We start from the raw sequence: 15,681 nt of genomic DNA, 5'->3' as shown, positions 1-15,681 counted from the left end.
CGGACGCTCACCCGGCCGGCGGTAGTTTCATATGCCCGCAACACCAAAGCTACCGCTTAGTAATTTCCTGTTGTACGGTTCACCTATGCCAGAAGCAGCTTCCGCACCCGCGGTCACCCGGGCCGTGATCGGCGACAGCGAGTTCGACCGCGACACGGCGGTCGTGCGCCGCGCCCCGGGCGTCTACGACACCCACCTCTCGGCCGGCTGGACGATCATCAGCGCCGTCAACGGCGGCTATCTCCTCGCCGTCCTGGGCCGGGCCCTCGCGGACGCGCTCCCGCACAGCGACCCGTTCACGATCTCCGCGCACTACCTCACGGCGTCCCGGCCGGGCCCGGCGGTCGTCCGCACGGACGTGGTCCGCACCGGCCGCACCCTCTCGACGGGCCAGGCCTCCCTCTTCCAGTACGACGACGAGGGCCACGAGGTCGAACGCATCCGCGTCCTGGCCTCCTACGGCGACCTGGACGCCCTCCCGGACGACGTCCGCACGACGGCGCGCCCGCCGGTGTTCCCGCCCATGGACCAGTGCTTCGGCCCCGAGGACGGTCCGGCGCCGGTGGAGGGCAGCTCGGCCATCGCCGACCGCCTGATGCTCAAGCTCGACCCGTCCACCCTCGGCTGGGCCCTGGGCGCCCCCTCCGGCAGGGGCGAGATGCGCTCCTGGTTCGGCCTCGCGGACGGCCGGGACGCGGACCCGCTCTCCCTCCTCCTCGCGGTGGACGCCCTGCCCCCGACCGCGTTCGAGATCGGCCTCAAGGGCTGGGTCCCCACGGTCGAACTCACCGTCCACGTCCGCTCCCGCCCGGCCCCGGGCCCCCTCCGCGTCTCGATCACCACCCGCAACCTGGCCGGTGGCTTCCTGGAGGAGGACGCCGAGGTCTGGGACAGCGAGGACCGGCTGGTCGCCCAGTCCCGGCAACTCGCCCGCGCGAGACTGACCTGACCGCGCACCGGCCCTGCGGCGGCGGCCGACTGCCGTCCGGCCGCGTTCAGTTGAGGGGCTTTCGGCCCAGCCAGGCCGCCAACCGGACGTAGGCGTCCGACTTCTCGGGTACCGGCTGGGCCGTGTCGAACGGCGTGTCCGTGTCCCGTTGCTCGTCCGGCAGGACCCGGCGGGCGACGGCGAGGGCGAACTCGGCCAGTTCCGGGTCGAGTTCGAGCGGGCGGCCGAGGGCCTCGGAGAGGTCCCAGGTGTGGGTGACCTTCTCCATGACGTAGCCGGAGAGGGCCGCGCGGCCCGGTGCCTCGCCCCACGGGACCCGCACCGGCGCGTCCAGCCGGGCGTCGTCCGCCCAGGCGGCCAGGACCCGGACGCGGGCCTCCTCGTACGCGGCCGGCCAGCCCTCGTCGGGCACACCGTCCACGAAGGGGTGTACGGCCAGGCCGTCGCCGCCCTCGCCGATCGTCGCGATCCGCAGGGTGCCGCCGACGAGATGACTCAGCAGGGTCCGTACGTCGAACTCCGCGCACGGCGTGGAACCGGCCAGGTGTTCCGGCCTTACTGTCCTGATCAGCGCGGCGACCTGCTCGGTGGCGCGGGTGTAGAGGGGGCGGGGGTCGATCGTCTGTGTGTTCATGGCCCCGATGCTGGGCCCATAACCTGACAGTTTCCGGCAACATTTGCGCACGGTTTCCGGGCGGCCGATCCTGGGGGAGTGAAGGCCGACCGACTCCTCTCGATCCTGCTGCTCCTCCAGACCCGCGGCCGGGTCCCCGCGCACGAACTCGCCGACCGGCTGGAGGTGTCGGTGCGCACCATCTACCGGGACGTCGAGGCGCTCTCCGCCTCCGGTGTGCCGGTGTACGCCGAGCGCGGCCGGCACGGCGGCATCGAGCTGCTCGCCGGGTTCCGCACCGATGTGACGGGACTGACCGCCGACGAATCGCGCGCCCTGTTCATCCTCGCCGCCCAGGGCGCCCACGCGGCGCTCGGCCTCGACGCCGCGCTCGGTTCCGCGCTGCGCAAGGTGATGGCCGCGCTGCCGGCGCCGTACCGCCCGGCCGCCGAGGTCACCTCCCGGCGCATCCTCGTCGACGCCACCCGCTGGAAGGGCGGGCCCCAACCCGCCGTGGATCTGGACGTGTTGCAGGACGCGGTCTTCGCCGACCGGCGGCTGCGGCTGCGCTACCGGCACAGCGGCGCGAGCGAACCGAGCACCTACACCGTCGACCCCTACGGCCTGGTCTCCAAGGCGGGCGTCTGGTACCTGGTCGCCGACCGCCGCGCCAGACCCCGGCTCTTCCGCGCCGACCGCGTGCACCTGGCCACCCTCCTGCCCGACCCGGTGCGGCGCCGGCCGGGCGTCGAACTCGCCGACGCCTGGGAGGAGTTGCGCCGCCAGGTCGAGGAACGCCCCGGCGGGCTGGACGTCACCGTCCGGGTCCGCCGCTCCCGCCTCGACATGTTCCTGCGCCTCAACGCCTCCTCGCTGGCCGAACTCCCCGAGGACGACGGGACGCACGAGTGGGTGACGGTCCGGCTGTCCTACCGCGTGGTCCGCGAGGCGCGTCAACTGCTCCAGTTCGCCGACGCGTTGGAGGTCGTGGCACCGCCCGAAGCGCGCGCGGAGGTGATCGCGGCGGCTGCTTCTGTCACGGAGCTGTACCAGCGAGTAGGCGGGCCGTCCTAGCGAACTCCCAGGTCAGAGCGATCACTTGGGCTGCGCTTTACCCTGCGCACAGGGTGCGGACAGGGTGCCGACAAGGAAGCCCTAAGGGGCGTTGATTGAGTTCCCGCCACAAGGACTCCTCATCGGTTTTGGAGCTGTTTCTCATGAAGCGTGCGCGTCTCTTCCCCGCAGTGGCCCTGCTGGCGCTCTCGCCCCTGGCCCTCGCGGCCTGTGGGTCGAGCGACTCGTCGTCGTCCTCCGGCAGCGGCAACTCCGGCTCCACGCAGTCCTGTTCGGCGCCCACCGGCAACGCCACGGCGCGGCCCAGCGGTGCCCCGTCCGGTGCCCCCTCCGGTGCGCCCACGGGTGCCGCGGCCTCAGCCCGGCCGTCGGGCGCGCCGACCGGCAACGCCTCCGGCATGCCGAGCGGCGGTCCCGGTGGCGGCGCCGGTGGCGGCCAGGGCGGCGGCCCTGGCGGCGGGTGCGGCGGAGGTCCGGGCGGTGGCCAGATGAGCGGGGCCCCGCAGCAGGGCTGACCGCGGTCCGCACGACAGGGGCGGCGCACCGGGACACCGGGAGCGCCGCCCCTGTCGTATGTCGGCGTCCGGTGCCGCTCAGCCGAGCCAGTGCCGGCGGCCCACGCTGATCAACCGCATCTGCCGGGTGGCCAGTTGAGTCACCCGCTCGCGCTCCTCGGGCGAGGTCTCCAGCGCCTCCATGAAGAGCGAGGCGGTGATGAGCATCTGGTCGACGTAGAGGTGGGCCAGCATCATCAGGTCCGCGTCGTTCCAGCCCGCGGACTCCGGGTCCTTGGCGAGTTCGGCCTTCACCTCCTCGGCGAACCGGGCGAGTTGGTCCCGGATGGCCTCGCGCACCGGCTGCACCCCGCCGTGCCGCTCGCGGGCGAGGAAGCGGACGTGGGCCGGGTGGGCGTCCACGTGGTCGGCGATCAACCGGACGGCGCGCGCGATGCGTTGGTCGCTGTCCTCGGCCGTGGCCACCGTCCGCCGGATCATCGGGTGCAGACTGCCGAGCGCCTCCTCGACGAGCGCCACCCCGAGGTCGGCGGTGGAGCGGAAGTGCCGGTAGAAGGCGGTCGGGGCGACGCCCACGGCACGGGTGACCTCGCGCAGGCCCAGGCTGCTCAGGCTCTGCTCCTCCAGCAGTCCCAACGCGGCGTCCAGCAACGCCTGTCGGGTCTTCTGCTTCTGTACCTGCCGGATGCCGAGGGTGTGACTCATGTCATCCAGTTAACAACTGTTCTCCGGAATTGGAAAGCCGTCGGAAGCGCTAGACTCAAAGTCAGTGAACAAGTGTTACTACAACCGTTCACCGAAATGTAACGAGAGTTCGCCCAAGCCGTCCCGGAGGGGGATTCGTCCCATGCTGGTCCTCGTCGCAGCGCTCCTGCTGTTCGGCGTCGTGATGGGCACCGTGGCCCACGCGTCGTTCGCCTTCACCGCCGTCGCCGCCACCGTCATCGCCGTATGGCTGGGCATCTTCGCGCTCCGCGAGCGGCACGCCCGCCGCGGCCGTACGTCCGCCACCTGACCGCCCGTCCATCCGCCCGCCCGATCCTCGGGAGCCGAACCACCATGCAGCTCACCGCACCGGCAACCACCGCCACCGACCTCAAGGCCACCGGCCGCCGCGACGCCGACGGCATGGCCGTCGCGTCCTTCATCCTCGGCCTCGTCGGCCTGCTCGTCCTCAACGTCTTCCTCGGCCCCATCGCCATCGCCCTGGCCGGCGCGGCCCTGTGGCGCGGCACCACCCGCCGCGGCCGGGCCCTCCTCGGCCTCGGACTCGGCATCGCCGATCTGCTGGTCCTCGTCGCCTTCATGCAGCTGGACAGCACGGTCTCCTGGAACTTCTAGACCCGCCCACCCCTCCGGGGTGCCCGCCGGGGACCGTAGAATCGGCGGCACCATGGCATACCTCGACCACGCCGCGACCACCCCGATGCTTCCCGAGGCAGTCGAGGCGATGACGGCCCACCTGAGCACCACGGGCAACGCCTCCTCCCTCCACGCTTCCGGCCGCAGGGCCCGCCGCAGCGTCGAGGAGGCCCGGGAGAGCCTCGCCGAAGCGCTCGGCGCCCGCCCCAGCGAGGTGGTCTTCACCTCCGGCGGCACCGAGGCCGACAACCTCGCGGTCAAGGGCCTGTACTGGTCCCGCCGCGACGCCGACCCGGCCCGCACCCGGGTGCTGGCCAGCCCCGTCGAGCACCACGCCGTCCTCGACGCCGTCCACTGGCTGGGCGAGCACGAGGGCGCCACCGTCGAGTACCTCCCGGTCGACTCCTACGGCCGGGTCCACCCCGAGGTGCTGCGCGAGGCCGTCGCCCGCAACCCCGACGACGTCGCCCTCGCCACCGTGATGTGGGCCAACAACGAGATCGGTACGGTCCTGCCGGTCCGTGAACTCGCCGACGTGGCGCAGGAGTTCGGCGTACCGCTGCACGCCGACGCGGTGCAGGCCTTCGGTCAGGTCCCGGTCGACTTCGCCGCCTCCGGACTCGCCGCGATGACCGTCTCCGGCCACAAGATCGGCGGCCCGTACGGCATCGGCGCCCTGCTGCTCGGCCGCGAGTACACCCCCGTACCCGTCCTGCACGGCGGCGGCCAGGAACGCCATGTCCGCTCCGGCACCCTCGACGTCCCCGCCATCGCCTCCTTCGCCGTCGCCGGCCGCCTCGCCGCCGAACAACGCGCGTGGTTCGCCCGCGAGATCGGCGCCCTGCGCGACGACCTGGTCGAGGCCGTCCGTACGGCGGTCCCGGACGCGATCCTCGGCGGGGACCCGGTGGACCGGCTCCCGGCCAACGCCCACTTCACCTTCCCCGGCTGCGAGGGCGACTCCCTGCTGCTCCTGCTGGACGCCCAGGGCATCGAGTGCTCCACCGGCTCGGCCTGCACCGCGGGCGTCGCCCAGCCCAGCCACGTCCTGCTCGCCACCGGCACCGATCCGGACCTGGCCCGCGGCACCCTGCGCTTCTCGCTGGGCCACACCTCGACGGAGGCCGACGTCGACGCCGTGGCGAAGGCGATCGGCCCGGCGGTGGAACGGGCCCGCGCCGCCGGACTGACCTGACCCGCCCCGGCCTTGACACGCGAAGAACCGGGGAGGGTCCGCCGACTCTCCCCGGTCCGTGCGCCGTGCGCGGCTAGGACTCCGTGACCATGAGGGACGCCATCATGCCCTCGTCCTCGTGCTGCAACAGATGGCAGTGCAGCATGTACATATAGGTGTCGTCGGCGAAGTCGGTGAACTCCATGGCGATCTCGATCGAGCCGCCACCGACGACTTCGTAGGTGTCGTACCAGCCGAGTTCGACCCCCGTCGGGGTGTCGCCGTTGATCGATATGAGCTGGTACGGCACATCGTGCAGATGGAACGAGTGTTCCAACTGTGTGCTGTTCTTGATGGTCCAGATCTCCTTGGACCCCAGCGTGGTGCTGATCATCGCCATGGACGACATGCTGGTGCCGGCCGAGCCGTTGATCAGCATCGTCGTGCCGCTCTGGCCCAGCGTGATGGTGCGGGCGGTGAAGTCGCTGGTGTCGTAGCGGTCGATGGTGTTGAGGGTGGACGGCAGGTCGTCCGGGGTGTCGCTGCCGCTCGCGGTGATCGCGAGGACGTCGTAGGTGCCGCTGCCGCCGCGGACCCAGCCGGTGGTGATGACGGCCTGGAGCGTGGCGTCCGCGCTCAGGTCCATCACGAACTCGGCGCGGGCGCCCGCCACCAGCCGGATCGACGTCACGTCGGCCGCCTCGGCGAGGTAGCCCTGGTCGGTGGCGATCTGGGTGAGGGTGCCGCCGTCGCTGCGCTGGATGGTGATGATGTCGGAGGGCGAGGCGTTCAGCGCGCGGAACCGGGTGCGGGTCTTCGTGGCGGTGAAGCCCAGCGTGGTGGAGTCGACGTTCGTGCCGTTGAGCAGGACCGGGTAGCTGAGGCCGCTGCTCAGGTAGCCGGACAGGTTGTACTTGATGTCACCGCTGCTGTCGACGGCGAGACACTGGAAGATCAGCGGGATGTCGTCCACGCCGTAGTCGCTCGGCAGGTCCGAGGAGGTCGTCGAGTCGTCCTCGACGATGATCATGCCGGCCAGCCCGTGCACCGCCTGCTCCGCCGTGGTGCCCAGCGCGTGCGGGTGGTACCAGAGGGTCTTGGCGTCGTCCTTGACGGTGAAGGTGGGCGACCAGGTCGTGCCGCTGGAGAAGGCCACCTGCGGGCCGCCGTCCATCTTGGCCGGGACGTGCGCGCCGTGGAAGTGGACGGTGGTGTCCGCGCCCAGGCTGTTGGTGATGTTCAGCAGCACCGTGTCGCCGTTGGTCCACTTCATGGTGGGGCCGAGGAACGACTGGTTGTAGCCCATCGTGTCGCTGGTGACACCGCTCAGCACCTCGCTGGTGCCGGTCTTGGCCTCCAGCGTGAAGGTGGTGGTGCTGTCGGAGGTGGTGCCCTCCAGCAGATCCGGGATGGTGAGCGTGGTGTCGGCGGCGGACGCCTTGTTCTTCGCCGCGTCGTTCAGGAGGGAGAAGGCACCTCCGGCGGCGGCCACCGCCGCGATGCCCGCCCCGGCCATCCCGCCGAGGAACTTCCGCCGGTGCAGACCCTTGCCCCGGGCCGCGCTGTCCTTGGTGTGCTCGCTCTTCTCCGCCGTGGCCTTGCGGTGGTTGCCCTTGCTGTCCCTGCTCGCTTCGGACGCGGGCTCGCTGGTGTGTGTCATGGCGCCAGAGATTTGACCTAAGGCCTGTGTAAAAACTGAGGGGTATTTAGCAATGGGCAGAGCACTCTGTGAAAGGCGAGCCCACGCGAACCTCTGGTAACTCCCCTTGTCGGCAAGGCGAGTTGGTGTACCCCAGGTCACATCCCGAGCGGGGGACGCATCGGACACCGCCGTGACTGAAACGACTCATAGCCAAAGCGAATGTGACCCGGGTCACGCCCGTGTCCGGTGTGCCCGCCTTACGAGCGCCATGTACCGGTCCCAGTCCCAGTACCGCCCGGGGTCCGTGTGATCGGTCCCCGGCACCTCCACATGACCGATGATGTGCTCCCGGTCGACCGGTATCCCGTAGCGCCGGCATGTCCCGGCCGTCAGCCGCGCGGAGGCCGCGTACATCGCGTCGGTGAACGACGACGCGTCCTCCACGAAGCCCTCGTGCTCGATGCCGACACTTCGCTCGTTGTACGACCGGTTGCCCGCGTGGAAGGCCACGTCCAGCTCGCGGATCATCTGCGTGACGTGCCCGTCCTTGCGCACGATGTAGTGCGCCGCCGCCCCGTGCGCGGGGTCCTGGAAGACCTTCACCGCGCTGCGGTAACCGCCCTGCGTGACATGGACGACCACCCGGTCCACCCCGTAGTCGTCCGGCCGGTCCGCCCGCCGGTAGTTCGCCGGGGACGCCGGCACCCACAGCGCGCCCCGGAAGTCCACCGCGCCCGCCACCCGCGGCTTCTCCACCCCGGGCAGTCGCCACCACAGCCGCGCCAGCTCGTCCCGCGCCAGCGCCGCCGTCCCCACGGCCGCCGCGGCACCGCCGATCAGCAGCGCCCGCCGGCCCGTGGTCCGCCGCGCCGCCGTGTGCCCGCCCTGTGTCTCCCCCATGCGATCTTCAACGGATACTCGCGGGTCACGGTTCCCGGCGACCCGTACCCTGGAAGGGTTATGACTGAGACCTCGCAGCGCCCCCGCCCCCTTCGCGTACTCGCCGCCATGTCCGGCGGCGTGGACTCCGCCGTCGCCGCCGCCCGCGCCGCCGAAGCCGGCCACGACGTGACCGGCGTCCACCTCGCGCTCTCCGCGAACCCGCAATCGTTCCGCACGGGCGCGCGTGGCTGTTGCACCATCGAGGACTCACGGGACGCCCGCCGCGCCGCCGACGTCATCGGCATCCCGTTCTACGTCTGGGACCTCGCCGACCGCTTCCGCGAGGACGTCGTCGAGGACTTCGTCGCCGAGTACGAGGCCGGCCGCACCCCGAACCCGTGCCTGCGCTGCAACGAGAAGATCAAGTTCGCCGCGCTCCTCGACAAGGCCCTCGCGCTCGGCTTCGACGCGGTCTGCACCGGCCACTACGCCCAGGTGATCGTGCGCGAGGACGGCACCCGCGAACTGCACCGCGCCTCCGACATGGCCAAGGACCAGTCCTACGTCCTCGGCGTCCTGGACGAGAAGCAGCTCGCGCACGCGCTCTTCCCGCTCGGCGACACGGTGACGACGAAGGACGAGATCCGCGCGGAGGCCGAGCGCCGCGGCCTCGCGGTCGCCAAGAAGCCCGACTCGCACGACATCTGCTTCATCGCCGACGGCGACACCCAGGGCTTCCTCGCGAACCGCCTCGGCAAGGCCGAGGGCGACATCGTCGACGAGTCCGGCACGGTCGTCGGCTCGCACGAGGGCGCCTACGGCTTCACCATCGGCCAGCGCAAGGGCCTGCGCATCGGCACCCCGGCCGCCGACGGCAAGCCGCGCTACGTCCTGGACATCTCCCCGGTCGACAACAGGGTGACGGTCGGCCCGGCCGCCGCCCTCGACGTCAGCGGCCTGACCGCGATCAAGCCGCGCTGGTGCGGGACGGCCCCGGTCGGCTCCGGCACCTACACGGCCCAGCTCCGCGCCCACGGCGGCGAGACCGAGGTCACCGCCGCACTCGTCGACGGCACCCTGGAGGTGACCTTCACCGAGCCGGTGCGGGGCGTCGCCCCCGGGCAGGCGATCGTGCTCTACGACGACACCCGGGTGGTGGGTTCGGCGACCATCGCGACGACCACGCGCGCGGCGACGGCGATGGCCTGACCCTCGGCTTCAGGCCGCGAAGAACTCCGTGAGCAGCGGCGCCAGGACGACCGGATCCACCATGTGGTTCTGGCCGTCCAGGGTGCGGTACGTCCCCTCCGGCGCCGCGTCCGCCACCGCCCGCGCGGCCTCGCGCATCCACTCCGCGCTCGCCCCGCCCGCGATCGTGAGCACCGGGACGGACAACGACGCCAGCCGGTCCGCCGGGACCAGACCGTCGCCCATGGCCGCGTCGTCGTAGGCGAGGGTCGGGGCGATGGCCCGCATGCCGGGCCACATGGGGGAGCTGCGGGCGCCCTCGATCATCTCCGGGGGTGCGCCGGTCAGTGCCATGAACAGTTCCACGGCGTCGTCGTGGCGGCCCTCGGCGAGCAGTTCCGTGAGGCGCCCGGTGTACGCGGCGCGCTCCTCGGCGCCGGACGGGTCGAGGGCGAACGGCGGTTCGTAGAGGGCGACTTGGGTGACGGGCAGGCCGCTCGCCGCAGCGCGCAGGACGAGGGCGCCGCCCGACGAGTGGCCGTAGAGGGCCGCGCTGCCGCCCACGGCGTCGATCAGCGCCGCGAGGTCCTCGACCTCGCGGGCCACGGAGAACGGCGTCGTGTCGCCGCTGGAGCCCCGGCCCCGGCGGTCGTAGGCGACGGCCCCGAACCGGTGCGCGAGCTGCGCGGCGAGCGGCAGCAGGCCGTCGCCCGTCGTCATCGCGCCACCTACCAGGACGACGGGCGGGCCCGCTCCGATGCGTTCGTACGCGATGGCGGTGCCGTCGCGCGAAACAGTCTTCTTGTCCATACCGGTGAAGACTGCCGGAGGGGGTGCGACTAATCGGTCACAACACTTCTACTTCGTAGAAGCAGAGATGGTCCTTGATCTGTGCGACGTCGGGCTTGGGGTCGGGGTAGGCCCACACCAGGTCGGCCGCGTCCGGGAGGGACCAGTACGACGCGTCGCCCTTGAAGGGGCAGTGGGTGTGGGTCTCGGAGGGGGTCAGGAGGTCCAGGCGCACGTCCTCCGGGGGGAGGTAGTAGCGCACCGGACAACCGGTCTCCTTCAGGATCAGGGGGCGGTCGCTCTCCGCCAGCACCTGGTCGCCGTGGACGACGCGTACTGGCCGGTCGCCCTGCTCGATCGTGATCTTGTGTCCGTCAGCCATACCGGAAAAGCACTCGCGGGCCCCTGGTTCTTCCCGCGTACGGTGACGGACATGAAGATCTGTGTGTTCCTCTCCGCCGCCGACCTCGACGAGCGCTACACGCGCCCCGCGCGGGAGTTCGCCGAACTGCTCGGCAAGGGCGGTCACACGCTCGTGTGGGGCGGTTCCGACTCCGGGCTCATGAAGGTGGTCGCCGACGGCGTACAGGCGGCCGGCGGACGCCTGGTGGGCGTCTCGGTGACCTTCCTCGCGGCGACGGCACGGCCGGGCGTCGACGAGATGGTCATCGCGGGCGACCTCGCCGAACGCAAGAAGCTGCTCCTGGAGAAGGCTGACGCCGTGGTCGTCATGGTGGGCGGCACCGGGACGCTGGACGAGGCCACGGAGATCCTGGAGCTGAAGAAGCACGGCCACAGCGACAAGCCGGTGGTGCTGCTGAACACCGCGGGCTTCTACGACGGCCTGAAGACCCAGTTCCGGCGCATGGAGGACGAGGGGTTCCTGCCCGTCCCGCTCACCGACCTGGTGTTCTTCGCGGACGAGCCGGCGGGGGCGCTCGCCTACCTGGAGGAGTCGGCCGGTACCCGCTGATGCGAGCATGGCGGGCATGGCTACACATGTGATCACCGGGGCCGGTTCCGGCATCGGCGCGGCCGTCGCCCGCCGCCTGCACGCGCGCGGGGACCAACTCGTGCTCCACGCGCGCGACGCGGGCCGCGCGAAGGAACTCGCGGCGGAGTATCCCGGGGCGACGACCCTGGTGGGCGACCTCGCCGACCCGGACCGGCTCAGCTGGGCGTTCTCCCACCAGAGCCTGCCCGACCGGGTGGACACGCTCCTGCACATCGCCGGGGTCGTCGACCTGGGCCCGGTGGGCGACCTGACCCCGAAGACCTGGCACCACCAGCTCAACGTCAACCTGATCGCCCCCGCCGAACTGACCCGCCACTTCCTGCCCCAACTCCGGGTGACCGGCGGCCATGTGCTCTTCGTGAACTCCGGCGCGGGACTACGGGCGAGCGCCGACTGGTCCGCGTACGCCGCCTCCAAGCACGGCCTGAAGGCCCTGGCGGACGCCCTGCGCCACGAGGAACACCCCAACGGCGTCCGCGTCACCTCGGTCTACCCCGGCCGCACCGCCAGCCCCATGCAGGCCAAGGTCCACCAGCAGGAGGGCAAGGAGTACGACCCCGCCCGGTGGATCGACCCCGAGTCGGTCGCGACGACGATCCTCATGGCCATCGACCTGCCCCCGGACGCGGAGGTCAACGATCTGACGGTGCGACCGGGGAGATGAAGGGGCCGCAGCGGCGGAGTGGTGCGGGCGGTGCGGTGGTCCGGGACTGGCTCGACGAGGTGTGGGGGCGCACGGAGGCCGCGGTCGTCCTCGGAGGCGGCGACAACGCCGGACCGCTCGCCGGACGGCGGCTCATGGGCGAGGTGTTCGACGCCGACGACCTCGCGGAGCTGCGCACGCTCACCACGACCGGAGAGTTCGTGGGCGACATCTGCCGCTGCTTCGGCGGTGTGACCGTCGCGCTGCTCGACGCGGAGGGCGAGTTCATCGGGAGCGGGAGCGTGCACGGCCCGACGGACGTCTCCTGGGAACGCGATCGGTTCCGCAACAACCTGGAGGTCGCGGATCCGGAGCGGCTGGTCGCGTTCTTGGAGCGGTTCGGGGTCCGGACGCGGTGAAGCGTCGGGCGGCATGATCCAGCCCGTCCCGCGTTCGCGGACGAGGCCCCTTCAGGGCCGAAGGCGAAGCCGAAGCCAGGGCTGTGGTCGGGGCCGGAGCCGGGACCGGGGGCGGCTCCCCAGGGGCGTCCCTGCACCCCCGGAGGGTTCCGTAGGCTTCCGGGGTGAGCAACGACAGCCAGTTCAGCTTCGGTCCCGCCACCGGTGTCGGTTCCCTTCCCGGCGGTGACGCCCGCGAGGCCGCCAAGACCGCGACCGGGGCCTTCGAGGACTTCCCCTTCCTGCCCGAGCTGCCCGCCCGGGGGCCCGGCGCGGACATGATCGGGCGGACCGCCGGGCTCCTCGTCGACGTGTACGCGCGCGTGGAGCCCAGCGGGTGGCGGATCGGGGACCGGCCGGGGCGGGACACCAAGCGGGCGTGGGCCTGGCTGGGGGAGGACCTCGACGCGTTCGAGGAGTTCACACAGGGGTACGAGGGCCCGCTCAAGGTGCAGGCCGTGGGGCCCTGGACGCTCGCGTCCGCCCTGGAGCTGCGCAACGGCGAGGCCGTGCTCTCCGACCCCGGCGCCTGCCGCGACCTCGCCGGCTCGCTCGCCGAGGGCCTGCGCAACCACCTCGCCGACGTCCGGCGCCGTGTCCCCGGCGCCGAGATCGTGCTGCAACTCGACGAGCCGTCCCTGATCGGCGTCCTGCGCGGACACATCAAATCCGCCAGCGGCTACCGCACCTACCGCGCGGTGGACCGCCAACTCGTCGAGAGCACCCTCCGCGAGGCCGTCGCGGTGCACGCGGACGGCCCGGTCGTCGTGCACTCCTGCGCACCGGACGTGCCGTTCGCCCTGCTGCGCCGGGCGGGCGCGGCCGGAGTCTCGTTCGACCTCTCGCTCCTCACCGAGCGTGACGACGACGCGATCGGTGAGGCGGTCGAGGCCGGCACCCGGCTCTTCGCCGGTGTCGTCCCCGGCACGGACACCGCATTGTCAGACCCTGCCGGTAGCGTCATGGGTGTCAGAACGCTGTGGCGCAGGCTGGGGCTGCGACCGGGACTGCTCGCGGAGACGGTCACCATCACCCCGGCGTGCGGACTCGCGGGCGCGTCCCCCGAGTACGCGCGCAAGGCCCTCGTCCACTGCGTCCGGGCGGCGAGATCCCTCGCGGACAACCCTGAGTGACGGAAGGACAACACGGTGGCCGGCGACAGGCAGGCGGAGACGACGGTGCCCGCAGAGGCACGGGAGAAGCACGCGCAGCTCGCTGAGCAGATCGAGGAGCACCGCTTCCGGTACTACGTGAACGACGCCCCGGTCGTCAGCGACGCCGAGTTCGACAAACTGCTGCGCACCCTTGAGGCGTTGGAGGAGGAGTACCCGGAGCTGCGGACCCCGGACTCCCCGACGCAGAAGGTCGCGGGGGCGTACGAGACGGAGTTCACCTCCGTGGTCCACCGCTCCCGCATGCTCTCCCTGGACAACGCGTTCGAGGACCTGGAGCTGGCGGCCTGGGCCGAGCGCGTCCACAAGGACGTCGGCGCCTCCGACCACCACTTCCTGTGCGAGCTGAAGGTCGACGGCCTCGCCGTCAACCTGACGTACGAGCAGGGGCGTCTCACGCGCGCGGCGACCCGCGGCGACGGCCGGACGGGCGAGGACATCACACCCAACGTCCGGACGATCGCGGAGATCCCGGACCGGCTGACCGGCGAGCGCGTGCCCGACCTCGTGGAGATCCGCGGCGAGGTCTACTTCCCGATGGACAAGTTCGAGGAGCTGAACGCCCGCCTGGTCGAGGCCGGTGACAAGCCCTTCGCCAACCCCCGTAACGCGGCGGCGGGTTCACTGCGCCAGAAGGACCCGCGCGTCACCGCCGGCCGCCCCCTGCACATGGTCGTGCACGGCATCGGCGCCCTGGAGGGCTTCGACCCGCTGACCCGCCTCTCCGAGGCGTACGCCCTGCTGAAGACCTGGGGCCTGCCCACTTCTCCGCACAACAGGGTGGTCGACGACCTCGACGGCGTACGGGAGTTCATCGCGTACTACGGCGAGAATCGCCACTCCGTGTCCCACGAGATCGACGGTGTGGTCGTCAAGCTCGACGAGATCCCCCTTCAGGGACGGCTCGGTTCGACCTCCCGCGCCCCGCGCTGGGCCATCGCGTGGAAGTACGCGCCGGAGGAGGTCAACACCAAGCTCGTCAACATCCGCGTGGGCGTGGGCCGTACGGGCCGGGTCACGCCGTACGCGCAGGTCGAGCCGGTGACGGTGGCGGGCTCGGAGGTGGAGTTCGCGACGCTGCACAACCAGGAGGTCGTCAAGGCCAAGGGCGTCCTGATCGGCGACACGGTGGTGCTGCGCAAGGCCGGTGACGTCATCCCGGAGATCCTCGGCCCGGTCGCCGACCTGCGCGACGGCAGCGAGCGCGAGTTCGTGATGCCGGCCGAGTGCCCCGAGTGCGGGACGCCGCTGCGGCCTATGAAGGAGGGCGACATCGACCTCCGCTGCCCCAACGCCCGTGCCTGCCCGGCCCAGTTGAGGGAGCGGCTCTTCTACCTCGCGGGCCGCAAGGCGCTGGACATCGACCACTTCGGCTATGTGTCGGCCGCCGCGCTCACCAAGCCGCTGGAGCCGGCCGACCCGCCGCTGAAGGACGAGGGCGATCTGTTCGACCTCACCATCGAGCAGTTGCTGCCCATCAAGGCGTACGTCCTCGACCAGAACAGCGGGCTGCCCAAGCGCGACCCGAACACCGGTGAGGAGAAGATCGCGACGGTCTTCGCCAACCAGCTGGGCGAGCCGAAGAAGAACGCGCTGGCGATGCTGGAGACCATCGCCGCGGCCAAGGACAGCCCGCTCGCCCGTGTCCTCACCGGACTGTCGATCCGTCATGTCGGCCCGGTCGCGGCCGAGGCGCTGGCCCGCGCGTTCCGCTCGATCGAGCGCATCGAGCAGGCCACCGAGGAGGAGTTGGCGGACACCGACGGAGTCGGCGCCATCATCGCCGCCTCCCTCAAGGAGTGGTTCGCCGAGGACTGGCACCAGGAGATCCTGCGCAAGTGGCGGGCCGCCGGGGTCCGGATGGAGGAAGAGGGTTCCGCCGAGGACGAGGGACCGCGTCCGCTCGAAGGCCTCACCGTCGTCGTGACCGGCACCCTCGAACACTTCACACGGGACGGCGCCAAGGACGCCCTCCAGAGCCGGGGAGCGAAAGTGACCGGTTCTGTTTCGAAGAAGACGTCTTTCGTTGTCGTGGGTGACAATCCTGGTTCGAAGTACGACAAGGCGATGCAGGTCAAGGTGCCGGTTCTGAACGAGGACGGCTTCACCGTTCTGCTGGAACAGGGCCCCGAGGCAGCCGCCGAAGTCGCGCTTCCCACCGAGGAGTAGCGAGGAGCAGCGGTTGAAGGCCACCCGATCGGCGCA

Annotated in this window: 18 protein-coding genes; 12 read left to right on the top strand and 6 right to left on the bottom strand. The window is 71.4% G+C overall.

The features are described from left to right. Positions 1-85 precede the first annotated feature (85 nt). The gene (locus ACIQPR_RS37660) at positions 86-949 is read left to right on the top strand and encodes a thioesterase family protein (protein WP_403657996.1); all 864 of its coding nucleotides are present in this window, start codon (positions 86-88) and stop codon (positions 947-949) included. Positions 950-995: 46 nt separating this feature from the next. Here ACIQPR_RS37660 and ACIQPR_RS37655 read toward each other — a convergent pair whose 3' ends face one another. Then, positions 996-1,583: a TIGR03086 family metal-binding protein gene (locus ACIQPR_RS37655; RefSeq protein ID WP_403657993.1), complete on the bottom strand. Its 588-nt coding sequence runs from the start codon at positions 1,581-1,583 to the stop codon at positions 996-998. Between the two features lie 78 nt (positions 1,584-1,661). Here ACIQPR_RS37655 and ACIQPR_RS37650 point away from each other — a divergent pair, with 78 nt between their 5' ends. Both ACIQPR_RS37650 and ACIQPR_RS37645 read left to right on the top strand, forming a co-directional pair. Further along, complete coding sequence (locus tag ACIQPR_RS37650; protein WP_403657990.1) at positions 1,662-2,636, top strand: helix-turn-helix transcriptional regulator; 975 nt, start codon at positions 1,662-1,664, stop codon at positions 2,634-2,636. 143 nt (positions 2,637-2,779) lie between these two features. Then, positions 2,780-3,151, top strand: coding sequence for a hypothetical protein (locus ACIQPR_RS37645; protein WP_403657988.1), 372 nt, complete (start codon positions 2,780-2,782; stop codon positions 3,149-3,151). 78 nt (positions 3,152-3,229) lie between these two features. Here the strand turns inward: ACIQPR_RS37645 and ACIQPR_RS37640 are convergent, their stop codons facing one another. Beyond that, positions 3,230-3,856: a TetR family transcriptional regulator gene (locus ACIQPR_RS37640; RefSeq protein WP_403657986.1), complete on the bottom strand. Its 627-nt coding sequence runs from the start codon at positions 3,854-3,856 to the stop codon at positions 3,230-3,232. 142 nt (positions 3,857-3,998) lie between these two features. On the opposite strand from ACIQPR_RS37640, the gene ACIQPR_RS37635 reads away from it, so the two are divergent. Genes ACIQPR_RS37635 through ACIQPR_RS37625 form a run of 3 tightly spaced genes read left to right on the top strand, consistent with a single transcriptional unit; the run spans position 3,999 to position 5,708 of the window. Next, positions 3,999-4,166 carry a hypothetical protein gene (locus tag ACIQPR_RS37635; protein ID WP_403657983.1) on the top strand — a complete coding sequence of 56 codons (168 nt, stop codon included), beginning with the start codon at positions 3,999-4,001 and terminating at the stop codon, positions 4,164-4,166. A gap of 44 nt (positions 4,167-4,210) precedes the next feature. Then, positions 4,211-4,492 carry a DUF4190 domain-containing protein gene (locus ACIQPR_RS37630; RefSeq protein ID WP_403657980.1) on the top strand — a complete coding sequence of 94 codons (282 nt, stop codon included), beginning with the start codon at positions 4,211-4,213 and terminating at the stop codon, positions 4,490-4,492. Between the two features lie 52 nt (positions 4,493-4,544). After that, on the top strand, positions 4,545-5,708 hold the full coding sequence (locus tag ACIQPR_RS37625) for a cysteine desulfurase family protein (protein ID WP_403657977.1): 1,164 nt from the start codon (positions 4,545-4,547) through the stop codon (positions 5,706-5,708). 73 nt (positions 5,709-5,781) lie between these two features. On the opposite strand, the gene ACIQPR_RS37620 is transcribed toward ACIQPR_RS37625, so the two are convergent. Continuing rightward, positions 5,782-7,347 (bottom strand): multicopper oxidase family protein, encoded by a 1,566-nt coding sequence (locus ACIQPR_RS37620; RefSeq protein WP_403657974.1) that lies wholly within the window; start codon positions 7,345-7,347, stop codon positions 5,782-5,784. A gap of 213 nt (positions 7,348-7,560) precedes the next feature. Beyond that, positions 7,561-8,229, bottom strand: coding sequence for an N-acetylmuramoyl-L-alanine amidase (locus ACIQPR_RS37615; protein ID WP_403657972.1), 669 nt, complete (start codon positions 8,227-8,229; stop codon positions 7,561-7,563). Positions 8,230-8,289: 60 nt separating this feature from the next. On the opposite strand from ACIQPR_RS37615, the gene mnmA reads away from it, so the two are divergent. Then, the gene (gene mnmA / locus ACIQPR_RS37610) at positions 8,290-9,420 is read left to right on the top strand and encodes a tRNA 2-thiouridine(34) synthase MnmA (RefSeq protein ID WP_403657969.1); all 1,131 of its coding nucleotides are present in this window, start codon (positions 8,290-8,292) and stop codon (positions 9,418-9,420) included. A 9-nt stretch (positions 9,421-9,429) separates the two neighbouring features. On the opposite strand, the gene ACIQPR_RS37605 is transcribed toward mnmA, so the two are convergent. Continuing rightward, complete coding sequence (locus ACIQPR_RS37605) at positions 9,430-10,209, bottom strand: alpha/beta fold hydrolase (RefSeq protein ID WP_403657967.1); 780 nt, start codon at positions 10,207-10,209, stop codon at positions 9,430-9,432. A 37-nt stretch (positions 10,210-10,246) separates the two neighbouring features. Continuing rightward, entirely contained in the window at positions 10,247-10,570 is a 324-nt protein-coding gene (locus tag ACIQPR_RS37600) for a DUF427 domain-containing protein (RefSeq protein WP_403657964.1), read from the bottom strand. A gap of 51 nt (positions 10,571-10,621) precedes the next feature. Here ACIQPR_RS37600 and ACIQPR_RS37595 point away from each other — a divergent pair, with 51 nt between their 5' ends. The 5 genes from ACIQPR_RS37595 to ligA all read left to right on the top strand — a co-directional run bounded on the left by ACIQPR_RS37595 (position 10,622) and on the right by ligA (position 15,645). Beyond that, positions 10,622-11,161, top strand: coding sequence for a TIGR00730 family Rossman fold protein (locus ACIQPR_RS37595; protein WP_403657961.1), 540 nt, complete (start codon positions 10,622-10,624; stop codon positions 11,159-11,161). A gap of 7 nt (positions 11,162-11,168) precedes the next feature. Further along, positions 11,169-11,867 carry an SDR family oxidoreductase gene (locus tag ACIQPR_RS37590; RefSeq protein WP_403657958.1) on the top strand — a complete coding sequence of 233 codons (699 nt, stop codon included), beginning with the start codon at positions 11,169-11,171 and terminating at the stop codon, positions 11,865-11,867. Continuing rightward, positions 11,864-12,265: a hypothetical protein gene (locus ACIQPR_RS37585; RefSeq protein ID WP_403657955.1), complete on the top strand. Its 402-nt coding sequence runs from the start codon at positions 11,864-11,866 to the stop codon at positions 12,263-12,265. Before ACIQPR_RS37590 ends, ACIQPR_RS37585 begins: the two co-directional genes overlap by 4 nt. A gap of 164 nt (positions 12,266-12,429) precedes the next feature. Then, positions 12,430-13,437: a methionine synthase gene (locus tag ACIQPR_RS37580; protein WP_403657952.1), complete on the top strand. Its 1,008-nt coding sequence runs from the start codon at positions 12,430-12,432 to the stop codon at positions 13,435-13,437. Between the two features lie 15 nt (positions 13,438-13,452). After that, the gene (ligA, locus tag ACIQPR_RS37575) at positions 13,453-15,645 is read left to right on the top strand and encodes an NAD-dependent DNA ligase LigA (protein WP_403657949.1); all 2,193 of its coding nucleotides are present in this window, start codon (positions 13,453-13,455) and stop codon (positions 15,643-15,645) included. Positions 15,646-15,681 lie beyond the last annotated feature (36 nt).

The organism is Streptomyces sp. NPDC091280 (assembly GCF_044768565.1).
Taxonomy (GTDB): Bacteria; Actinomycetota; Actinomycetes; order Streptomycetales; family Streptomycetaceae; genus Streptomyces.
The sequence above is the reverse complement of the archived record's forward strand: the minus strand, read 5'-3'. Positions and strand labels throughout refer to the sequence as shown.

Bases quoted from the DNA above. Each gene is read 5' to 3' on its own strand.
- ACIQPR_RS37660 (WP_403657996.1), top strand. From the start codon at position 86: ATGCCAGAAGCAGCTTCCGCACCCGCGGTCACCCGGGCCGTGATCGGC.
- ACIQPR_RS37655 (WP_403657993.1), bottom strand. From the start codon at position 1,583: ATGAACACACAGACGATCGACCCCCGCCCCCTCTACACCCGCGCCACC.
- ACIQPR_RS37645 (WP_403657988.1), top strand. From the start codon at position 2,780: ATGAAGCGTGCGCGTCTCTTCCCCGCAGTGGCCCTGCTGGCGCTCTCG.
- ACIQPR_RS37640 (WP_403657986.1), bottom strand. From the start codon at position 3,856: ATGAGTCACACCCTCGGCATCCGGCAGGTACAGAAGCAGAAGACCCGA.
- ACIQPR_RS37635 (WP_403657983.1), top strand. From the start codon at position 3,999: ATGCTGGTCCTCGTCGCAGCGCTCCTGCTGTTCGGCGTCGTGATGGGC.
- ACIQPR_RS37630 (WP_403657980.1), top strand. From the start codon at position 4,211: ATGCAGCTCACCGCACCGGCAACCACCGCCACCGACCTCAAGGCCACC.
- ACIQPR_RS37625 (WP_403657977.1), top strand. From the start codon at position 4,545: ATGGCATACCTCGACCACGCCGCGACCACCCCGATGCTTCCCGAGGCA.
- ACIQPR_RS37620 (WP_403657974.1), bottom strand. From the start codon at position 7,347: ATGACACACACCAGCGAGCCCGCGTCCGAAGCGAGCAGGGACAGCAAG.
- ACIQPR_RS37615 (WP_403657972.1), bottom strand. From the start codon at position 8,229: ATGGGGGAGACACAGGGCGGGCACACGGCGGCGCGGCGGACCACGGGC.
- mnmA (WP_403657969.1), top strand. From the start codon at position 8,290: ATGACTGAGACCTCGCAGCGCCCCCGCCCCCTTCGCGTACTCGCCGCC.
- ACIQPR_RS37605 (WP_403657967.1), bottom strand. From the start codon at position 10,209: ATGGACAAGAAGACTGTTTCGCGCGACGGCACCGCCATCGCGTACGAA.
- ACIQPR_RS37600 (WP_403657964.1), bottom strand. From the start codon at position 10,570: ATGGCTGACGGACACAAGATCACGATCGAGCAGGGCGACCGGCCAGTA.
- ACIQPR_RS37595 (WP_403657961.1), top strand. From the start codon at position 10,622: ATGAAGATCTGTGTGTTCCTCTCCGCCGCCGACCTCGACGAGCGCTAC.
- ACIQPR_RS37590 (WP_403657958.1), top strand. From the start codon at position 11,169: ATGGCGGGCATGGCTACACATGTGATCACCGGGGCCGGTTCCGGCATC.
- ACIQPR_RS37585 (WP_403657955.1), top strand. From the start codon at position 11,864: ATGAAGGGGCCGCAGCGGCGGAGTGGTGCGGGCGGTGCGGTGGTCCGG.